At 62.2% G+C, this 16,063-nt stretch carries 14 protein-coding genes; 10 read left to right on the top strand and 4 right to left on the bottom strand.

From position 1 onward, the window contains the following. The first annotated feature begins 138 nt into the window (after window positions 1-138). The 8 genes from cpaB to ACZ9BE_RS00945 are packed head-to-tail and all read left to right on the top strand — an operon-like array spanning window position 139 to window position 7,586. A complete protein-coding gene (gene cpaB, locus ACZ9BE_RS00980) occupies window positions 139-1,080 on the top strand; it encodes a Flp pilus assembly protein CpaB (RefSeq protein ID WP_256811979.1) in 942 nt (313 codons plus the stop codon). Between the two features lie 20 nt (window positions 1,081-1,100). Next, window positions 1,101-2,318 carry a type II and III secretion system protein family protein gene (locus ACZ9BE_RS00975; protein ID WP_041480646.1) on the top strand — a complete coding sequence of 406 codons (1,218 nt, stop codon included), beginning with the start codon at window positions 1,101-1,103 and terminating at the stop codon, window positions 2,316-2,318. Continuing rightward, window positions 2,315-3,505, top strand: a complete 1,191-nt coding sequence (locus ACZ9BE_RS00970; protein WP_056787738.1) for a CpaE/TadZ family protein — start codon at window positions 2,315-2,317, stop codon at window positions 3,503-3,505. Before ACZ9BE_RS00975 ends, ACZ9BE_RS00970 begins: the two co-directional genes overlap by 4 nt. Next, complete coding sequence (locus tag ACZ9BE_RS00965) at window positions 3,502-4,770, top strand: TadA family conjugal transfer-associated ATPase (RefSeq protein ID WP_041480648.1); 1,269 nt, start codon at window positions 3,502-3,504, stop codon at window positions 4,768-4,770. The genes ACZ9BE_RS00970 and ACZ9BE_RS00965 overlap by 4 nt, the downstream gene beginning before the upstream one ends. Window positions 4,771-4,787: 17 nt before the next feature. Next, window positions 4,788-5,672: a type II secretion system F family protein gene (locus tag ACZ9BE_RS00960; protein WP_056787736.1), complete on the top strand. Its 885-nt coding sequence runs from the start codon at window positions 4,788-4,790 to the stop codon at window positions 5,670-5,672. Window position 5,673: 1 nt separating this feature from the next. Beyond that, window positions 5,674-6,558, top strand: a complete 885-nt coding sequence (locus tag ACZ9BE_RS00955; RefSeq protein ID WP_056787734.1) for a type II secretion system F family protein — start codon at window positions 5,674-5,676, stop codon at window positions 6,556-6,558. 23 nt (window positions 6,559-6,581) lie between these two features. After that, the gene (locus ACZ9BE_RS00950) at window positions 6,582-7,304 is read left to right on the top strand and encodes a tetratricopeptide repeat protein (protein WP_150741613.1); all 723 of its coding nucleotides are present in this window, start codon (window positions 6,582-6,584) and stop codon (window positions 7,302-7,304) included. 9 nt (window positions 7,305-7,313) lie between these two features. Continuing rightward, window positions 7,314-7,586 carry a DUF3613 domain-containing protein gene (locus ACZ9BE_RS00945; RefSeq protein WP_252877374.1) on the top strand — a complete coding sequence of 91 codons (273 nt, stop codon included), beginning with the start codon at window positions 7,314-7,316 and terminating at the stop codon, window positions 7,584-7,586. A 110-nt stretch (window positions 7,587-7,696) separates the two neighbouring features. On the opposite strand, the gene ACZ9BE_RS00940 is transcribed toward ACZ9BE_RS00945, so the two are convergent. The 3 genes from ACZ9BE_RS00940 to ACZ9BE_RS00930 form a co-directional block, all read right to left on the bottom strand. After that, entirely contained in the window at window positions 7,697-8,059 is a 363-nt protein-coding gene (locus ACZ9BE_RS00940) for a DUF6124 family protein (protein ID WP_076565574.1), read from the bottom strand. A gap of 1,342 nt (window positions 8,060-9,401) precedes the next feature. Then, window positions 9,402-10,181: a response regulator gene (locus tag ACZ9BE_RS00935; RefSeq protein ID WP_374046347.1), complete on the bottom strand. Its 780-nt coding sequence runs from the start codon at window positions 10,179-10,181 to the stop codon at window positions 9,402-9,404. A 106-nt stretch (window positions 10,182-10,287) separates the two neighbouring features. Continuing rightward, window positions 10,288-10,758, bottom strand: a complete 471-nt coding sequence (locus ACZ9BE_RS00930; RefSeq protein ID WP_056787729.1) for an A24 family peptidase — start codon at window positions 10,756-10,758, stop codon at window positions 10,288-10,290. A gap of 75 nt (window positions 10,759-10,833) precedes the next feature. Here ACZ9BE_RS00930 and ACZ9BE_RS00925 point away from each other — a divergent pair, with 75 nt between their 5' ends. Then, entirely contained in the window at window positions 10,834-11,280 is a 447-nt protein-coding gene (locus ACZ9BE_RS00925; RefSeq protein ID WP_024011435.1) for a TadE/TadG family type IV pilus assembly protein, read from the top strand. Beyond that, entirely contained in the window at window positions 11,277-14,039 is a 2,763-nt protein-coding gene (locus ACZ9BE_RS00920) for a PAS domain-containing sensor histidine kinase (RefSeq protein ID WP_476248816.1), read from the top strand. Before ACZ9BE_RS00925 ends, ACZ9BE_RS00920 begins: the two co-directional genes overlap by 4 nt. Here ACZ9BE_RS00920 and ACZ9BE_RS00915 read toward each other — a convergent pair. Then, entirely contained in the window at window positions 14,024-16,021 is a 1,998-nt protein-coding gene (locus tag ACZ9BE_RS00915) for a pilus assembly protein TadG-related protein (protein ID WP_476248815.1), read from the bottom strand. The genes ACZ9BE_RS00920 and ACZ9BE_RS00915 overlap by 16 nt on opposite strands. Window positions 16,022-16,063 lie beyond the last annotated feature (42 nt).

Here is a 16,063-nt window from a genome sequence, read left to right as displayed (position 1 = left end):
TGCCTGTCACTAATGGCGCTTTTGCTTGGATCAGCTAGCTTGGAAATAGCGAAATAGTTGCATGTTCATAGCTGCCGATTCAGTCCGCCTTTCGCAAGCAAATGCAGTCGGTTGTGCAGCAGGAAAGGGAGAGCCGTCATGAACAGTCGCGTCACCATGGGCCTAGCCGCGTTGCTGTTGCTCGGCGCGGTTTTTGTCGGTTACTGGGGGCTGGTGCTCAGTCGTCAGCCGGCCCCGGTCGCCGAGGCGCCCGTCGCCCCAGCGGTCAGCATTGAACAGACTGTCGCGATTGCCGAAGACCAGACCCGCCAACCGGTGGTGGTGCTGCTCCACGATGTAGCGCCGTTCACGCCGCTGACCGCCGCCGATGTAACCGTGGAAAAACTGCGCAGCGCACCGGCCGGCAGCCTCAGCAGCATCGAACAAGCTGTCGGCCGCACGCCTTGGCGCCACCTCAGCACTGGCACCTGGCTCAATGACGAAAGCTTCCAGGCCGGCGGTGCGCTGGCGCGGATGATTCGCCGCGACGAACGCGCGCTGACCGTGGCCGTTGACGAAGTGATCGGTGGCGCCGGGCAATTGCTGCCGGGCGATTACGTTGATGTGCTGCTGTATCTGCGCGAGGACGCGAGCAACCTGCAGCAGTCGGCGCAGATCGCCGTTCCTGCCTTGCGCGTGCTCGGAATCGGCGATCAGTACGGCCTGACCAATGACGGCCAACCGGCATCGCCCAGCCTCAGCGCCGAAGAAAAAATCAAACAGGACCAACGCCGCATCGCCGCACGCACCGTGGTGCTGGCGGTGCCGGAACAACTGCTCAGTCGTCTGATGCTGGCCACTCAAGTCGGCACGTTGCGCCTCGCGGTGCGCAGCAGCGAAGAACAGCGGCTGGCCAAATATTGGGCCGGCGAAGCGCAATCGCCCGCGCACCTGGATCGGGCCAATAGCCAGCTTTTCCAGTTCACTCAACTCGCCCTGGGCAGCGCGCAAAAAGCACCTGCCACCGCCAGTGCCGGCGCGGCGCCCAGGCCTGCGGTGGAAATCATTCGCGGCAACCAGATCAGCCAACAAACCCCATGACTGCGCAAGGATTCACGTGCATGCAGAGTCGACTCAGACCGACATTGAAACCGGCGCTCCGGGCCTTGCTGTTGTTGGGATTGACGATGGACAGCGCCCTCGCGGCGGCGGGCAACTGCTCGGCACTGCCGCGCCTGCCTTCGGTGATCGAGATCGGTGAAGGCTTCCAGCAGGACATGCAGTCACCGGTGGCAATCACTCGGCTGGCGGTCGGCGACCCGAAAATTGCCGACGTGCATGCCAATGGCGGTTCGTCCTTTTTGCTGACTGGCGTCGGCCCCGGCGCGACCAGCCTGATGGTCTGGACGGCGTGTTCGGCGCAGCCACAGCAAGCCATGGTCTTCGTCCAGGGTGCGGCGACCACGGCATTGACCAGCAGCGTGCCGTCGGACGATCCGACCCTGCCGTCGCAAGTGCAGACCGACATCCGTTTCGTCGAAGTCAGCCGCACCAAGCTCAAGGAAGCCACGGCCTCGCTGATCGGCACCCGCGGCAATTTCCTGTTCGGCTCGCCTGGCACACTGCCGCCGATTGACGGCGTGCCGCAGCCGCGCTTGCCGGTGGATAACTCGCTGTTCAATTTCTCCTGGGTCGGCGGCAAGACCATGGCGATCATCAACGCCCTGGAAACCAGCGGCTTCGCCTACACGCTGGCGCGACCAAGTCTGGTGGCGTTGAACGGGCAGAGTGCGAGCTTCCTGGCCGGCGGAGAAATCCCGATTCCAGTGCCCAGTTCCGGCAGCGACAGCGTGTCGATTGAGTACAAGGAATTCGGCATCCGCCTGACCCTGACGCCAACCATCATCGGCCGCGACCGCATCGCCTTGAAAGTCGCCCCGGAGGTCAGCGAACTGGATTTCGCCAACGCGGTGAACATCGCCGGCACCACCGTTCCGGCGCTGACCATCCGCCGCACCGACACCAGCGTGTCGCTGGGTGATGGCGAAAGTTTCGTCATCAGCGGTTTGATCAGCACCACCAACAGCTCGCAAGTGAACAAGTTTCCAGGCCTGGGCGACATTCCCATCCTCGGGGCGTTTTTCAAGGGTTCGCAAATCAAACGCGAAGAGCGCGAACTGCTGATGATCGTCACCCCGCACCTGGTCCAGCCATTGGCGGCGGACGCGCGTTTGCCGTCGTTGCCGGGAGAGAAGCTGCGCAATTACGACCCGAATTTCTATCGCATGTTCTTCCTCGAGAACGGTAACTTCGACAAGCGCAGCGGGTTATCGCAATGAGCCAGAATCTCAGTCAGACCTTCCTCGCCATCACCCGCAACAGCACCGATCTGGAATGGCTGCAAAGCGCACTCGCGCCACTGGGCCAGGTGGTCAGCGCCGGTGCCGGCAGCCTCGACGAACTGCTCGCACTGGTCGATGTGACGTTCGCCAATCTGGTCTTCGTCGGTCTCGATCGCGAGCATGTCGTGGCGCAAAGTGCGCTGATCGAAGGTGCGCTGGAAGCCAAGCCGATGCTGGCAATCGTCGCCCTCGGCGACGGCATGGACAATCAACTGGTGCTCAATGCGATGCGCGCCGGCGCGCGGGATTTCGTCGCCTATGGCTCACGTTCAAGCGAAGTCGCCGGGCTGGTGCGGCGCCTGGGCAAACGCCTGCCCGCCGTCACTCCCAACACGCAGCTGGGCGGGCTTACCGTGATGTACGGCGTGCAGAGCAGTTCCGACGGTGCCTTGCTCGCCAATCACATGGCCATGGTGGTGCAGAAGAGCGGCCAGCAAACCTTGCTGCTCGACCTTGGCCTGCCCCGTGGCGACAGCCTCGCGCTGTTGGGGCTGGAGAGCTCGTTTCACTTCGGCGACGCCCTGCGCCATCTGCGCCGGCTCGACGCTACGCTGATCGACAGCGCTTTCACCAGCGCCGACCACGGCCTGCGCATTCTTGCCTACGCCAACACTGACGAGCCGCTGGAAACCACCAGTGCCGCCGAGCTGTACATGCTCCTCAGCGCCCTGCGCCAGCACTTTCAGCACATTGTCGTGAACCTCACCGGGCAGGCCGACAGTGAGGCATTGCGCACCTTCGTCAGCCATTGCGACAAACTGCTGTGGTACACCGACCAGAACGTACTCAACTGCCGACGCAACCTCGCCGTGCTTAACCAGTGGCGCGAGAAAGGCATGAAACTCGAGCATGGGCGCTTGCTGATCGATCGCTACCTGAGCAACGTCGCGCCGGATGCCGAGACCTTGGGCAAGACCTTCAATCTGGAAGTCATCGCCGTGCTGGCGTTCAGTCCCGACGTGCGCCTGAACGCGAAAAACCAGGGCGTCAGCCTGTTCGAACTGGCGCCCAGGGAGAAACTCACCCAGAGCCTGCGCACCCTCGGCGAGCGCTTGGCGAAACGCTCCGAAGGCCTGAGCAAACCGAAAGTCACCTGGTTCGACCGTCTGCGAGGCCACTCATGAGCGCAGAAAAACTCTTTGGCGCAACGTCGCACGGAGCGATCGGCAACAGCGACCACGAAGGCCTGAAACTGGTCCTGCACCGCTACATCATCGACGCCATCGAGGAGTCGGGGAAAAACCTGCTGGAAGGTTCGCGCCAGCAACTGGCGCAGTTCGTCACCGACAAGGTCGCCGAATACATCGCGCGTTTGCACTTGGCGATCTCGCGCTACGAAATGGAGCGCCTCGGCGAAGAAATCGTCGACGAACTCACCGGATTCGGCCCACTGGAAGTCCTGCTGCGTGACCCGTCGGTGACGGAAATTCTGGTCAACGGCCCGCACCGGGTGTTCATCGAGCGCGACGGCGTATTGCATCAAAGCGATCTGCGTTTTATCGATGCGCATCACGTCGAGCGGGTCATGCAACGCATCCTTGCGCCGCTCGGGCGCCGCCTCGATGAGTCCTCGCCGATGGTCGATGCGCGCCTGCCGGACGGCAGCCGGGTCAACGCGATCATCCCGCCGATTGCCCTCGACGGCCCGTGCCTGTCGATCCGCAAGTTCCGCAAGGACATGCTCAAGAGCACCGACCTGATGGCGATGCAGACCATCGATCTGGCGATTTTCGAATTCCTGCAGAACGCCGTGGGCAAGCGCTGCAACATCCTGATCAGCGGCGGCACCGGCACCGGCAAGACCACGCTGCTGAACATCCTCAGCCAGTTGATCAACCCGCACGAACGGCTGGTGACCATCGAAGACGTCGCCGAACTGCAACTCGGCCATCCGCATGTGGTGCGTCTGGAAACCCGTCCGCCCAACGCTGAGGGGCATGGCGAGGTCAAGGCCAGCGACCTGATTCGCAACGCCCTGCGCATGCGTCCTGACCGGATCATCCTCGGCGAGATCCGAGGCGTCGAAGTGGTCGACGTGCTCACCGCGATGAACACCGGTCACGACGGTTCGATGAGCACCGTGCACGCCAACAACGCCCAGGACGCGCTGCTGCGTCTGGAGACGCTGGTCGGCCTGACCGGACGCTCGATTGCCGAACGCACCTTGCGTCAGATGATCTGCGCCGCCCTCGACGTGATCATTCAACTGACACGCATGCCCGATGGCCGGCGCTGCGTCAGTGAAGTGGTGGAAGTGGTCGGCATTCGCGAGGACGTCTACGTCACCAACACCCTGTTCCGCCTCGACCGCCGCACGGGGTTCGGTTTTGTGCGCGAAGCGGTCAACCCGGCCGGCGACAAGCTGCGCCACGACGCTCACCTGGGCTGACGGCGAGGAGCGCGCAGATGCTGGGACCGATCATTCTCATCGCCATTTGCCTGATGCTGCTGGGGCTGTCGATCTATCTGTTCCTGCAAGGGCTGCGCAAGACCGCGAAGGAAAAAGTCCTCAATCGACTCGCCGCCGGACAACCGCAGCTGGCCGTCGAGCAGGCCAGGTGGGTGGGACTGGAACGGATGTTTTTACGTGCTGGACTGGGTCGGCCGAGCGAGCGTTTCGGTCTGTGGCTGAGCCTGTGGGCAGCGGCAATGGGCCTGGGATTTCTGCTCGCCAGCTGGGTTGGTTTGCTGATCATGTTGCTCGTCCCGCCCGTGGCGTTGCGGTTGTACATCGCCATTCGCTACCGGCAACGGATCCGTCGCATGATCGAACAACTGCCGCAACTGCTCGACCACACCGTGCGCAGCCTCAAATCCGGCCGCACCCTCAGCGATGCAGTCCTGGGCGCCATCGAAGCCAGTGAAGACCCTTTGAAAGCGGCCATGGGCCGGGTACAGCGCAACGTGCAACTGGGGGTGAACTTGCCTGACGCCGTCAGCGATTTTGCCGAACTCTACGAGCAGGACGAACTGCGTATGTTCGCCCTCGGCCTGAAGGTCAACCACCGCTACGGCGGCAACGCCAGTGAGCTGCTGGAGAACCTGATCAAACTGATCCGCGAGCGCGACCAGGGCGCGCGGCAGTTGCGCGCGCTGACCGGGGAAACTCGCATGACTGCTTGGGTTTTGGGTTTGCTGCCGCTGATTCTGGTGAGCTATTTCATGCTGACCAACCCCGGCTACATGCTCGGCATGTGGCACGACGAAAGCGGCCAGACCATGCTGCTCAGCGCCGCCGTGTTGCAGGTGCTGGGCAGTCTGGCGCTGTGGCGCATGTTGCGGAGCGTTTGAGATGGTCTGGCTCGCGGCGTTGCTGTTGCTCCTCGGTTCGCTGTTATTGGTGGGCAATCACCTGCTCACCGAGCGCCGCCGCGTGCGTCAGGTGCATCAGCGCTTGCACGGTCAATTGGTCCGGGAGAACCGTTTCGGCCACTGGCTGCGCGCGCTGGGCAACAGCCGTTTCGGCCGGGGCTCGGTGAGCATCGACAGCGAAACCCAGACCCTGCTCGGCCGCCTCGGCTGGCGCCGCGCCAACGAACGCGCGCTCTTCGCCGCCTGCCAGATCGGCACGCCGCTGCTCGCTCTGGGGCTGGCGATCTTTTTGCAGGAAGTGTTTTTCCCGCAGACCAGTCACCGCTGGATGGCGCCGATGTTCGCTGCGGGCGGCGGCTATCTCTTGCCCAAACGCCTGCTCGCCTACGCCGCCGCCCGCCGACAGAAAACCATCGCCGTGGAAATTTCCACGTTCATTCCGCTGCTGCGCATCCTCTTTGAATCCGGCATGGCCGTGGAACAAGCGCTGCGCGTGCTCAGCGTCGAAGCGCAGAAACTGCTGCCGGAACTGACCAGCGAACTGCGCCTGATCCTCAGCCGCGTCGACTCGGGTCTGGAGCTGGGTCAGGAGCTGAACAAGACGGCGGTGATGCTCGCTGTGGACGAATTTACCGACACCTGCGTGATCCTCCAGCAACTGATCCATCAGGGCGGCGGCGCGATGAAATCACTGCTGGCGCTCAAGCAATTACTCGATGACCGACGCCTGACCCGGCTGCAGGAATACATCTCGAAAATGTCCGCGAAGATGTCGGTGGTGATGATGCTGTTTCTGTTTCCTGCCCTGCTGATCGTACTGGCCGGCCCGGGCTTCACCGCCATTGCCCGCGCCTTCGCAAACTGACCTTGGCTCATGGAGAGCGTCTGATGAAAGTACTGATAGTCATGGCAAGTCTGTTGCTGCTCAGCGGCTGCGCCACGGATGGCCAGGCGCCGTGGACCTCGCTGCTGTCGCCGTCCAGCTGCAGCAAACTCACGTCGGAGCAGGAACTGTCGCTGAACCTCGCCGATGACCTGGCCAGCGACGGCAAGCTCCACGCCAGCCTCGCCAACCTGCAAAGCCTGCCGGACAACCTCAGCGAAGTGCGCCTGCGCAAAGCCAAGGTTTATCGCCTGCTCGGCCGCAGCGAAGCCGAGCCGCTCTACCGCAGCCTGCTCGGCGGCTGCCTCACCGCCCAAGCCGAACATGGCCTGGGCCAGGTCTACGCCGCCCGTGGCGACAACGGCCAGGCCCAGGCCCACCTGCAACGCGCCGCGCGCCTGGCGCCCACCGACGAAAAAATCCGCAATGATCTCGGCGTGGTCTACCTCAACCAACTGCGCCTCAACGAAGCGAAATTCGAATTCCTCACCGCCATCGAACTGAGCCAGAACAATCAACTGGCGACGCTGAACATGGTCACCCTGCTGCTCTACCAGAACGACTGGCCGCAAGCCGCGGAAATCGTCAGCCGCTCGAAACTGACCCCGGAACAATTCACCGAAGCGCAGCAACGCGCAGAAAAACTCAAAGCCCCGGCCAACGCCAAAGCCACACCCGGCGACCGCGTCGCCGCCTTCATCGACCCGCTACCGCCGACGCTCGAATAGGAGACAGCCATGACCATCCGCAAAGGCCTGTGCTACCTGACCCTGCTCACCCTGCCCCTCAGCGCCCAAGCCATCGACGCCGGCCCTGCTTCTGCGCAGCAGCAGGAAACCGAAGGCTGGCTGGTCCTGCAAAGCCGCAACAAAGCCGCCTCCCCCAAACCTCAGAGTGCAACAGCCACCGAACGCGAACTGGCGATGCGGCGCTGGCTGAAGAAATACCAGTACGAGATCCCGGATTTTTATGATCCGGATGCGGGCGGGAAGATCGAGAGCAAGAATTAGTTTGGTGGTGCCCTTGAAGGCCCCTTCGCGAGCAGGCTCGCTCCCACAGTCGACCGCGTGCTTTCGGTGGGAGCGAGCCTGCTCGCGAAGAACGATAACGCCGTCGCAGGTCAGGTCTGCGGATCAACCCGATCCAGCGCCCGATTCACGGCTAGCTCGGCCAGCATGACAATCTGCTGAATCGCCAACGCCGTGCTGCGCTGAAACCCGCTCAACTCACCAGCGAAATTACTCGCCATCGCACTCGCTGACGCCAGCGACTCACAGGCATGCGCCAACAGGCTTTCGGTATCGACATTGGGCACCACCATGAACAGCGTGCTGGGCGGGTGCGGTTTTGCGGGTTCGGGGCAGAGATAGAAATCGAGCGCGCGTTTTATCGCTTCGCGGTTTTTCACAAGATCGTCGGCGCGCATGGCGTCTTCGAGCGGGGTGGTGGGGGATGGGGGTGGGTCTGGGATCAGTTTGTCCATTAAAACGGCTCTCCAAAATCTGCGGTGCGACCCAATGCCATTCTCACGGGGCAAAAGGTGGCAACTGTATGCGGGGTGAGAATACCGGTTATGGACACCCGGCCAGACCGAAGTCTGCCCGCACACAGCCGCCATGACACATTGCAGACAGCGGACAAGCTGGCGGCGATTATGCGTGCACAGATACTGGATGACCATAAGTAGCAGGGTTCTCACACCCGATCGCCGAAGATTCGACGACAGCCAGAGACTAGTGACCCGACGTCCGACGGACAACCTGAAAACCTTGTGGGAAGGTTCTGGCAAATCACACACAGATTTAAACAATCAAAACCAAAAGCACCCTCACCCTAGCCCTCTCCCAGAGGGAGAGGGGACCGACCGAGTTGTTTGGGCGAAGTACACCGACCTGAAATACCGAGTCGAATGCAGATTTTGAAGCAGATCAAAAGCACCCTCACCCTAGCCCTCTCCCAGAGGGAGAGGGGACCGACCGAGTTGTTTGGGCGAAGTACACCGACCTGAAATACCGAGTCGAACACAGATTTTGAAGCAGATCAAAAGCACCCTCACCCTAGCCCTCTCCCAGAGGGAGAGGGGACCGACCGAGTTGTTTGGGCGAAGTACACCGACCTGAAATACCGAGTCGAATGCAGATTTTGAAGCAGATCAAAAGCACCCTCACCCTAGCCCTCTCCCAGAGGGAGAGGTGACAGACCGAGTTGTTTGGGCGAAGTACACCGACCTGAAATACCGGGTCGAACACAGATTCTGAAGCAGATCAAAAGCACCCTCACCCTAGCCCTCTCCCAGAGGGAGAGGGGACCGACCGAGTTGTTTGGGCGAAGTACACCGACCTGAAAAACCGAGTCGAACACAAATTTTGAACAACCCACAAATCGGCTCCCTCTCCCTCGGGAGAGGGCTGGGGTGAGGGGCGAATCCAGCGCAAAACAAAAGCCAGACACCGCATGCTTTTCACCACTCAAAACAATGAGCGCAAGCTCGAGTAGCTTTTGATCTTGATCTGGGAGCCCGTCGGCAGGCTGAGTGGAGGGATTGATCCGGGCGTGGGAGCGCAGCGACCGTACGACGCAGTCGTACACAGCGAGTGTAGGTGCAGCGGAGCAAACCGGAGCCGCTGCGCCAGGATCGATCCCGGAGCGAAGGAACCCCGAGCCCCAGCGAGCGGGCCGAACGTCAGGGCGAAGACCTTTTGGTTACTTTTGGGGCGTTTGCCAAAAGTGACCCGCCGTAAGGGCGGAACCGTAATCAGCGACACCAAAAAAAACGGATATTCACCCCAACCACCCAAAGCATGGTCGGCCCAAAGGCCGCCAAGTCAATGCGCAGTAACCCGCTGCCGCCCAGCAGATCCAACAGGCGAAAGGGCCAAAGCCAACTGCGTCCGATTATGCATATGCGTCAACCGCAACACCTGCGACACATACAGCTTCACCGTGTTCTCGGTAATCCCCAACTCACAGGCAATCTGATAATTGGTCTGCCCCTTGCCCACCAACCGCGCCACATCCAACTGCCGGGGCGACAACTGACTGAACACCGCCGGCATCTCGGCAGGCTCAGGCTCACCATCGGCCAGCACCGGCGCGGGCGAGCGCCGCACCTTGTCCAGATCCTGATAAAGGTCATCAATCGACTCGGACAAGAACTGCAACTTCTGATTCAGATGACCCAGATGCAGATTCTTCTGCCGTTCCTGCAAAGCCAGCTCCTGACGCTGCACCCCCTCGAGCAACTCAGCCAGATCAATCGGCTTCTGATAGTAATCGGCAATCCCCGCACGCAACGCCTTGATCACATCCTGCTTGTCAGCGCGCCCGGTGAGCATGATCGCCTCGAACACCCGCTGCTTGCCGGCCAGCCGCTGCAACGCCTGGATCAACTCGATGCCGTCCATGTCCGGCATGTGCAAATCACTCAGCACCAGACCGATGTCCGGGTCCGCCCTGAACAGCTCGATGGCTTCAAGGCTTGAGTCGCACGGCACGCAACGGTAGCCACTGCTCTCGAGAAACTCACAGAGTTCTTCGACGATCAGCGGCTGATCATCGACCACGAGGATTTTTACCGAATTAGGCTTGTTCACGAACCACTCCATTTGCTCGGCCAACGCTGACGATTCCTGCACTTTGGTGGCGTATTCGCCTGAATTGAAAGTAGACCCACTTTCCGACTATGTACATAGGACTAGTGGCACCCCGCGATCAGGTGATCCAGTACAGCGAAAGCACTACCCCTACCCACACGAACGGCGCAAATGGCAGCTTTTTTGACTTGTCCGGGGCCAGATGCCGCAGATGCGCTCTAAGCCCTTGAGCCATATGAGGCCAGACTTTTGGCGCGAGCAGCAGCCACAGCACGCTGGCCAGGCCCGCGCCGATAAACGCGCCAAGAACGAATATGCCGTTCGTCGCAAGACCCAGGGCTGTCATTAATTTCACATCACCAGCGCCCATGCGGCCCATGAAATAACCGGGCAGCGTCAGCAGCAAAGCGATCAGGCAGGCCCAGCCGCCCTGCCCCGCGTCGGCGCCCAGCCAGGTGCTGCCGGTCGCCAGCAACCAGACCAGCGCCAGCGCGCCCACGCCTAACGTCAATGCGTTGGAAATTCGCCGCTGCCGGGCATCTTGCGCGGCGCAGATCGCCAGCCAGATCAGAACAAGGGAAATCTGCATCCGCTGAAAGCCGTCCGTTTTGCCTGATTGATTCTATGCTGATACTACGCAGTGACTGTCAGGGTAGACGCACGCATGAAAAACGGCTTTCGCAGGTCGCAAAAAGGTGCGGTGGCGATCGAATTCGCCTTGGTGTTCATCATCTTTTTCGCAGTGTTTTACGGGCTGGTCAGCTACGGCCTGCCCTTCGTGATGATGCAATCGTTCAACCAGGCCACCGCTGAGGCGGTGCGCCGCAGCGTTGCGGTGGACCCGACCACGCCGAACTATTCGACGGTGGTGGTCAACACCGCCAATGCTGCGCTGACCCAACAACTGCAATGGCTGCCCTCGGCCTTGAATCTGGTGGTCGGCACCGACACCAGTGCGGCGTACGACGCGGGGACCGGCACCCTGACCGTCAGCGTCAATTACCCGGTGAGCAAGCTCAATCAGATCATGCCGTTTCTGGTGCTGCCCGGGATCGGCACGGTGCCTAATCTGCCGACGCACCTGACCGCCCGCTCGAGCCTGCAATTTTGACCGCCGGCGATAAGCTTTTCGGGCGCTTGCTCAAGCGCGCCCCCGTCGCAGCCCACGACTTGCCGGACCACCTCGGCGCGCCGCCGATCGGCCTGCATTTTTATCTGGATGGCAACGGCGATGTGTTGCAGATCGCCGGCCCGCTGCGGCATTTGCTCGCCCAGCACAAACCTCAGGGTCAGCCGCTGCCGCTTCGCGCCTATCTGCTGCCGCATAGCCTGCTGAGCGTCGAAGGCCAGCCGCGGGACTGGCACGGGCAATTGCTCGATCTGGATTTCACCGGCCTGAATGATCAGCCGCTGCACCTGCGCGGCTGGGTGCAGCCGCTGGAGGATGGCTGGCGATTGCAGCTGCTCGACATCGCCGACCTGTTGCTCGAACGTCAGCAAGCGCGCGACCGCGACGCCTGCCAGGCCCTCGCCGCGCAAGTCAGCGATCGCCTGCGCACCTGCAGCCTGACGCGTTTGCCGATGGTGCTCGGCGAACAATTGCAGGCCATCGCCCAGCGCTGGCACATCCCCTGCCTCGCCGTGGCCTTGCTGGATGAACAGGCCCAGGGCTGGCAGATTCATCAACAGTTTCGTGCCCACGACGCCCCGCAACTGTGGGAGGACGGCCAGCCATTGGGCACGCCGCTGGACAGCCTCAACGGCAGCGCACCGCAACGCCTCGCCGGCCCGCAGGGCCGCTATGAACATTCGCGATTGCAGGCCACGTTCGGCAACGCCAACGGGTTCGCTGTGCCCTACAGCAATGATCAAGGCGTGGTCGCATGGCTGCTTTGCGGGTTTTACACGGTCGACAACGTGGCGCCATGGCTGACCGATCGCGACTGGCTGACCCTGGCCGGTGCGCTGGCCGGACCGCTGCTCAGCCGCTTGCGCGAGCAGCGCCATGTGCAATCGATGGAGCGTCTTGATTCCCTGCAAAACCTGCTCGGCACTGGCTGGTGGGAAATCACTGCCGAAGAGCAGATTGCGCTGGCGCCGACGCTGGCCTCGGCACTGAATCTCAGCGATCGCCTGCTGCCGGTAGAAGACTGGCTGTCGCTGTTTCATCCCGCCGATCGCGACGAATTGCGCAGCCGTTTGCGCGCCCTGCAACTGCAAGGAGAAGCGCTGACCCTGAGCGTGCGTCTGCACCGCGCGGAGGTCGGCGCAGCGGCGACGTGGTATCGGATTCAGGGCCAGGTCAGCGGCACCGGTGAGCATCGGCGTCTGGTCGGGTTCATGCTCGACATCAGCGACATCCAGAATCAACAACAGCGCGCCGCTGCCGCCCATGCGCGGCTGGATAATCTGATTGCCAGTTCACCGGCGGTGATCTACGTGCAGCGCTATGCAGAAGGCGCACTGGTTCCGGATTTTTTTAGCGCCAGCCTGCAACCCTTGCTGGGCTGGACGCTGGAAGATTGCGACACGACAGCGCTGGTCGAGCGCGTGCACCCCGACGACCGCGAACTGTATTTCCAGCGCAACCGCCAGTTGCTGCGCGAAGGCTCGGTGCGTGCGCGTTATCGCCTGCGCGACAGCCGTGGCGAGTACCACTGGCTGCTCGATGAGGCGAAACTGCTGCGCAATGATCTCGGGCTGCCGGTCGAGGCGGTGGGCCTGTGGCTGGATGTCACCGACGCGACGCTTGCCGCCGAGCAGGTGCGGCAGAGCGAGGAGCGCTACCGGATTCTGGTAGAGGATTCGCCGGCGATGATCTGCCGTTATCGCCCGGACCTGACGCTGATCTTTGGCAACCGACCCTTGGCGACTTATCTGGAATGCACCCCGGAACAACTGCCCGGCGTTGATCTGGGTGGCTGGATGTCCGAAGAACAGCGCGGCGCGTTTGTGCAGCGCCTGAGCCAACTGACCCCGGAACAGCCAGTGAGCACCGCCGAAATCAGCCTGCAATTGCCCGGACGCGAACACGCCTGGTGGGTCTGGTCGGATCGCGGCGTGTTCGATGAGCATGGGCAGTTGATCGAAGTGCAAGCGGTGGGCCGCGACAACACCGAGGTGCGCCGCTCACAACAGCAACTCACGCAAAGCGCGAAAATGGCTACCCTCGGCGAAATGGCCACCGGCCTCGCCCACGAAATCAACCAGCCGCTCAACGTGATGCGCATGGCCATCGTCAACGTGCTCAAGCGCCTCGGCAACGGTGATGTGCAGGTCGATTATCTGACCGACAAACTCAACCGTATCGACGCTCAGGTTCAACGCGCAGCGAAGGTGGTCGACCACATGCGTGTGTTCGGTCGCCGCTCGGAAATCGAACAACAATTGTTCAACCCGGCCCAAGCCATCGAAGGCACCCTGTCACTGCTGGCCGAGGGCATGCGCGGCAAAGGTGTCGATCTGCGCATCAGCGAAACTGCCTTCGAGGCGCAGGTGCGCGGCTACGTCGATCAGCTGGAGCAGGTGCTGATCAACCTGATGGTCAACGCCCGCGACGCGCTGCTCGGCAAGCGCGAGCACGACCCGGCATTCAAACCGTGGATTTCAATCTACGCCGAGCGTGACGAGGAAAGCGTGCGGCTGTGGGTCGAGGACAATGGCGGCGGCATCGATCCGCGTTTGCTGGAGCGGATCTTCGAGCCGTTCTTCACCACCAAGCCGATTGGCGTCGGCACCGGCCTGGGCCTGTCGGTGAGCTACGGCATCATCGCCAACATGGGCGGCCAGTTGAGCGTGCGCAACTCCACGGAGGGCGCACGGTTCTGCATCGAATTGCCGATCGCCAGCGACGATCAGATCACCAGATAGGCCTTGCCGGTCTGCCCGCAGGTCATGTTGGCGCCCACCTCGGTGTTCATCAGATTGATGCCCAGACCCTTGAGCAGATTGTTCAACAGCGGATCAAGCAATGGGCTGATCAAACCGGTGACCACCGGCAACAAGCGGTTGCTGACATCGCTGATCAGTGAAGCCACACCGGTGACGATGGCGCCCAGCGGATTGCTGCCCACGGGTTTGTAGACGATCAGGTTGATGCCGGACAGCGTGTTTGCCAGGCTGCCGACGATGTTGCTGGTCGGCGCGGCCGGCAGCAGGCTCGGTGGCAGTTTCAGATTGGCCGGGGTGGCGAAGGGAGTGGTGCTGGAAAACAGCAGATTCTGCGTGGTCTGCGCGACGCTGGTGTCGAGTTTGAGGGCGATGCCGCCCGCGCCGTATTGCACGTGGGAGGCGGCATCGCAACTGCCGATGCCGAGAATCTTGTGGCAGGTGATGATGCCGAGATCGACCAGCGGCAACGGCGTCACGGTTGGTTCGGCGACTGAAGAGAACGCGGCGACGGGATCGATCTTGCCGAGTTTGAGATCAGCCAGAGAGGTTGTGGTGGCGGCAGTCAGGCTTTTGCTGTCGGTATCGCCGGTCGGGCAGCGGTAATCGGTGACATAGCTTTTCGCCCCGCCGGCATCCAGCGCGATGTCGATTTGCGGTGAGGGCAGCAGCTTCGGATCGAGCTGTTGGCAGCCGGCACCCAACAGGCAGAACACTGAATTGAGCGTGTCCACCAGATTCAGGCTCAACAGCGCATTGAGCGTCGGCGTCAGCGTACCGACCAGGCCCAGCACCGCATTGGTCAGCCCCGTCACCCCCGTGAGCACCGGCAGATTCACCGACAACAACGTGCGCACCTGCGCCGTGCGCACATAAATCCGGTCCGGCCCCAACGGATCGGCCTTGGCCCGCGCTGGGTCGCCAATCGCCGAGAACTGCGGCGGCTCGATCACCTTCACCCGCACCGTGACACCGGCCAGCCCCAGCACGTTGACCGGCAAGGTCGCCGCCACCGCGCTCTTGCTGTTGGCCAGTTGCACCACGCCCTGCACCAGTTGCAGCAATTGCAGATTGGCATCCAGCCCCGCCGCCGTAGTGCCGGTCTGCAGTTGCAGGATCTCGCCGAGTCTGACCGGCGCCGCGTTGATCGCGGCGACCTGCAACTGGCCCAGCGCGGTGACCACTTGCGCGGTTGCGCCGTTGAGCTGCACCACCGTCGCCGCTGCCTGAATCAGTTGCGTCACGGTCGCTTGGGTATTGAGCAACTGCGTGTAATTGCCGGCGCCGACGTTGAGGTCGATCGCCAGTTGATCGAGGTATTTGAGCAGGTTGATATCGGTGTGCAGCAAACCGTCCCAGCCCAACGCCGTGAGGTTGACGTTGCCGCCGAGCAACCCGGAAAACAGCGGATTGAAGATGTTCGACTGCGCCGTGTCGATGCTGGCGAGGGTGCTGCGGATATTCAGTTGGGCGACGGTCGGCTGCGGTTTGGCCGCGACTGCCGATGCATTGAGGGTGGTATTGAGGCTGACCGGCGTGGCGCTGAACAGCGCCTGCACACCGCCAGCAAAACTGCTGGTGACCGTACGACTGGCGGCGACTTTGACTGCGCTTGATTGCGTGGCATCGACGGTGAAACTGCGCACACCACTGGCGGCGGTGGCCAGCGTGCCGCAGGTGGTCGCGAGCGTATTGGCGGCATCGACCACGTAACCATTGCGCAGCGCACTTTGCCCGGCATAACTGGCGGCGGTCAGCCCGGGCAGGCAATTGCCGCCGCGACTGACCGCTTCGAGGGCGGCGGTATCCACCACCCGCTGCAATTTGCGCTGTTCCATGTACAGGCGACCGCTGTCGACCACCAGCAACATCATCACCAGCGCCAGACTCAGGGTGGCGGCCGCCATCAAGCCGATCGCCCCGCGTTGCCGGGCCGGGCCGTTGCCTTGCGATCCTCGCGACATGGCGCACTCCTTTGCCGGCGCAGTGCCGAGCGCTACCTCCGT

The sequence above is a fragment of the Pseudomonas sp. TE9122 genome, from assembly GCF_056278925.1.
Note: the sequence above shows the minus strand (reverse complement) of the source record. Positions and strands in the feature narration are given on the sequence as shown.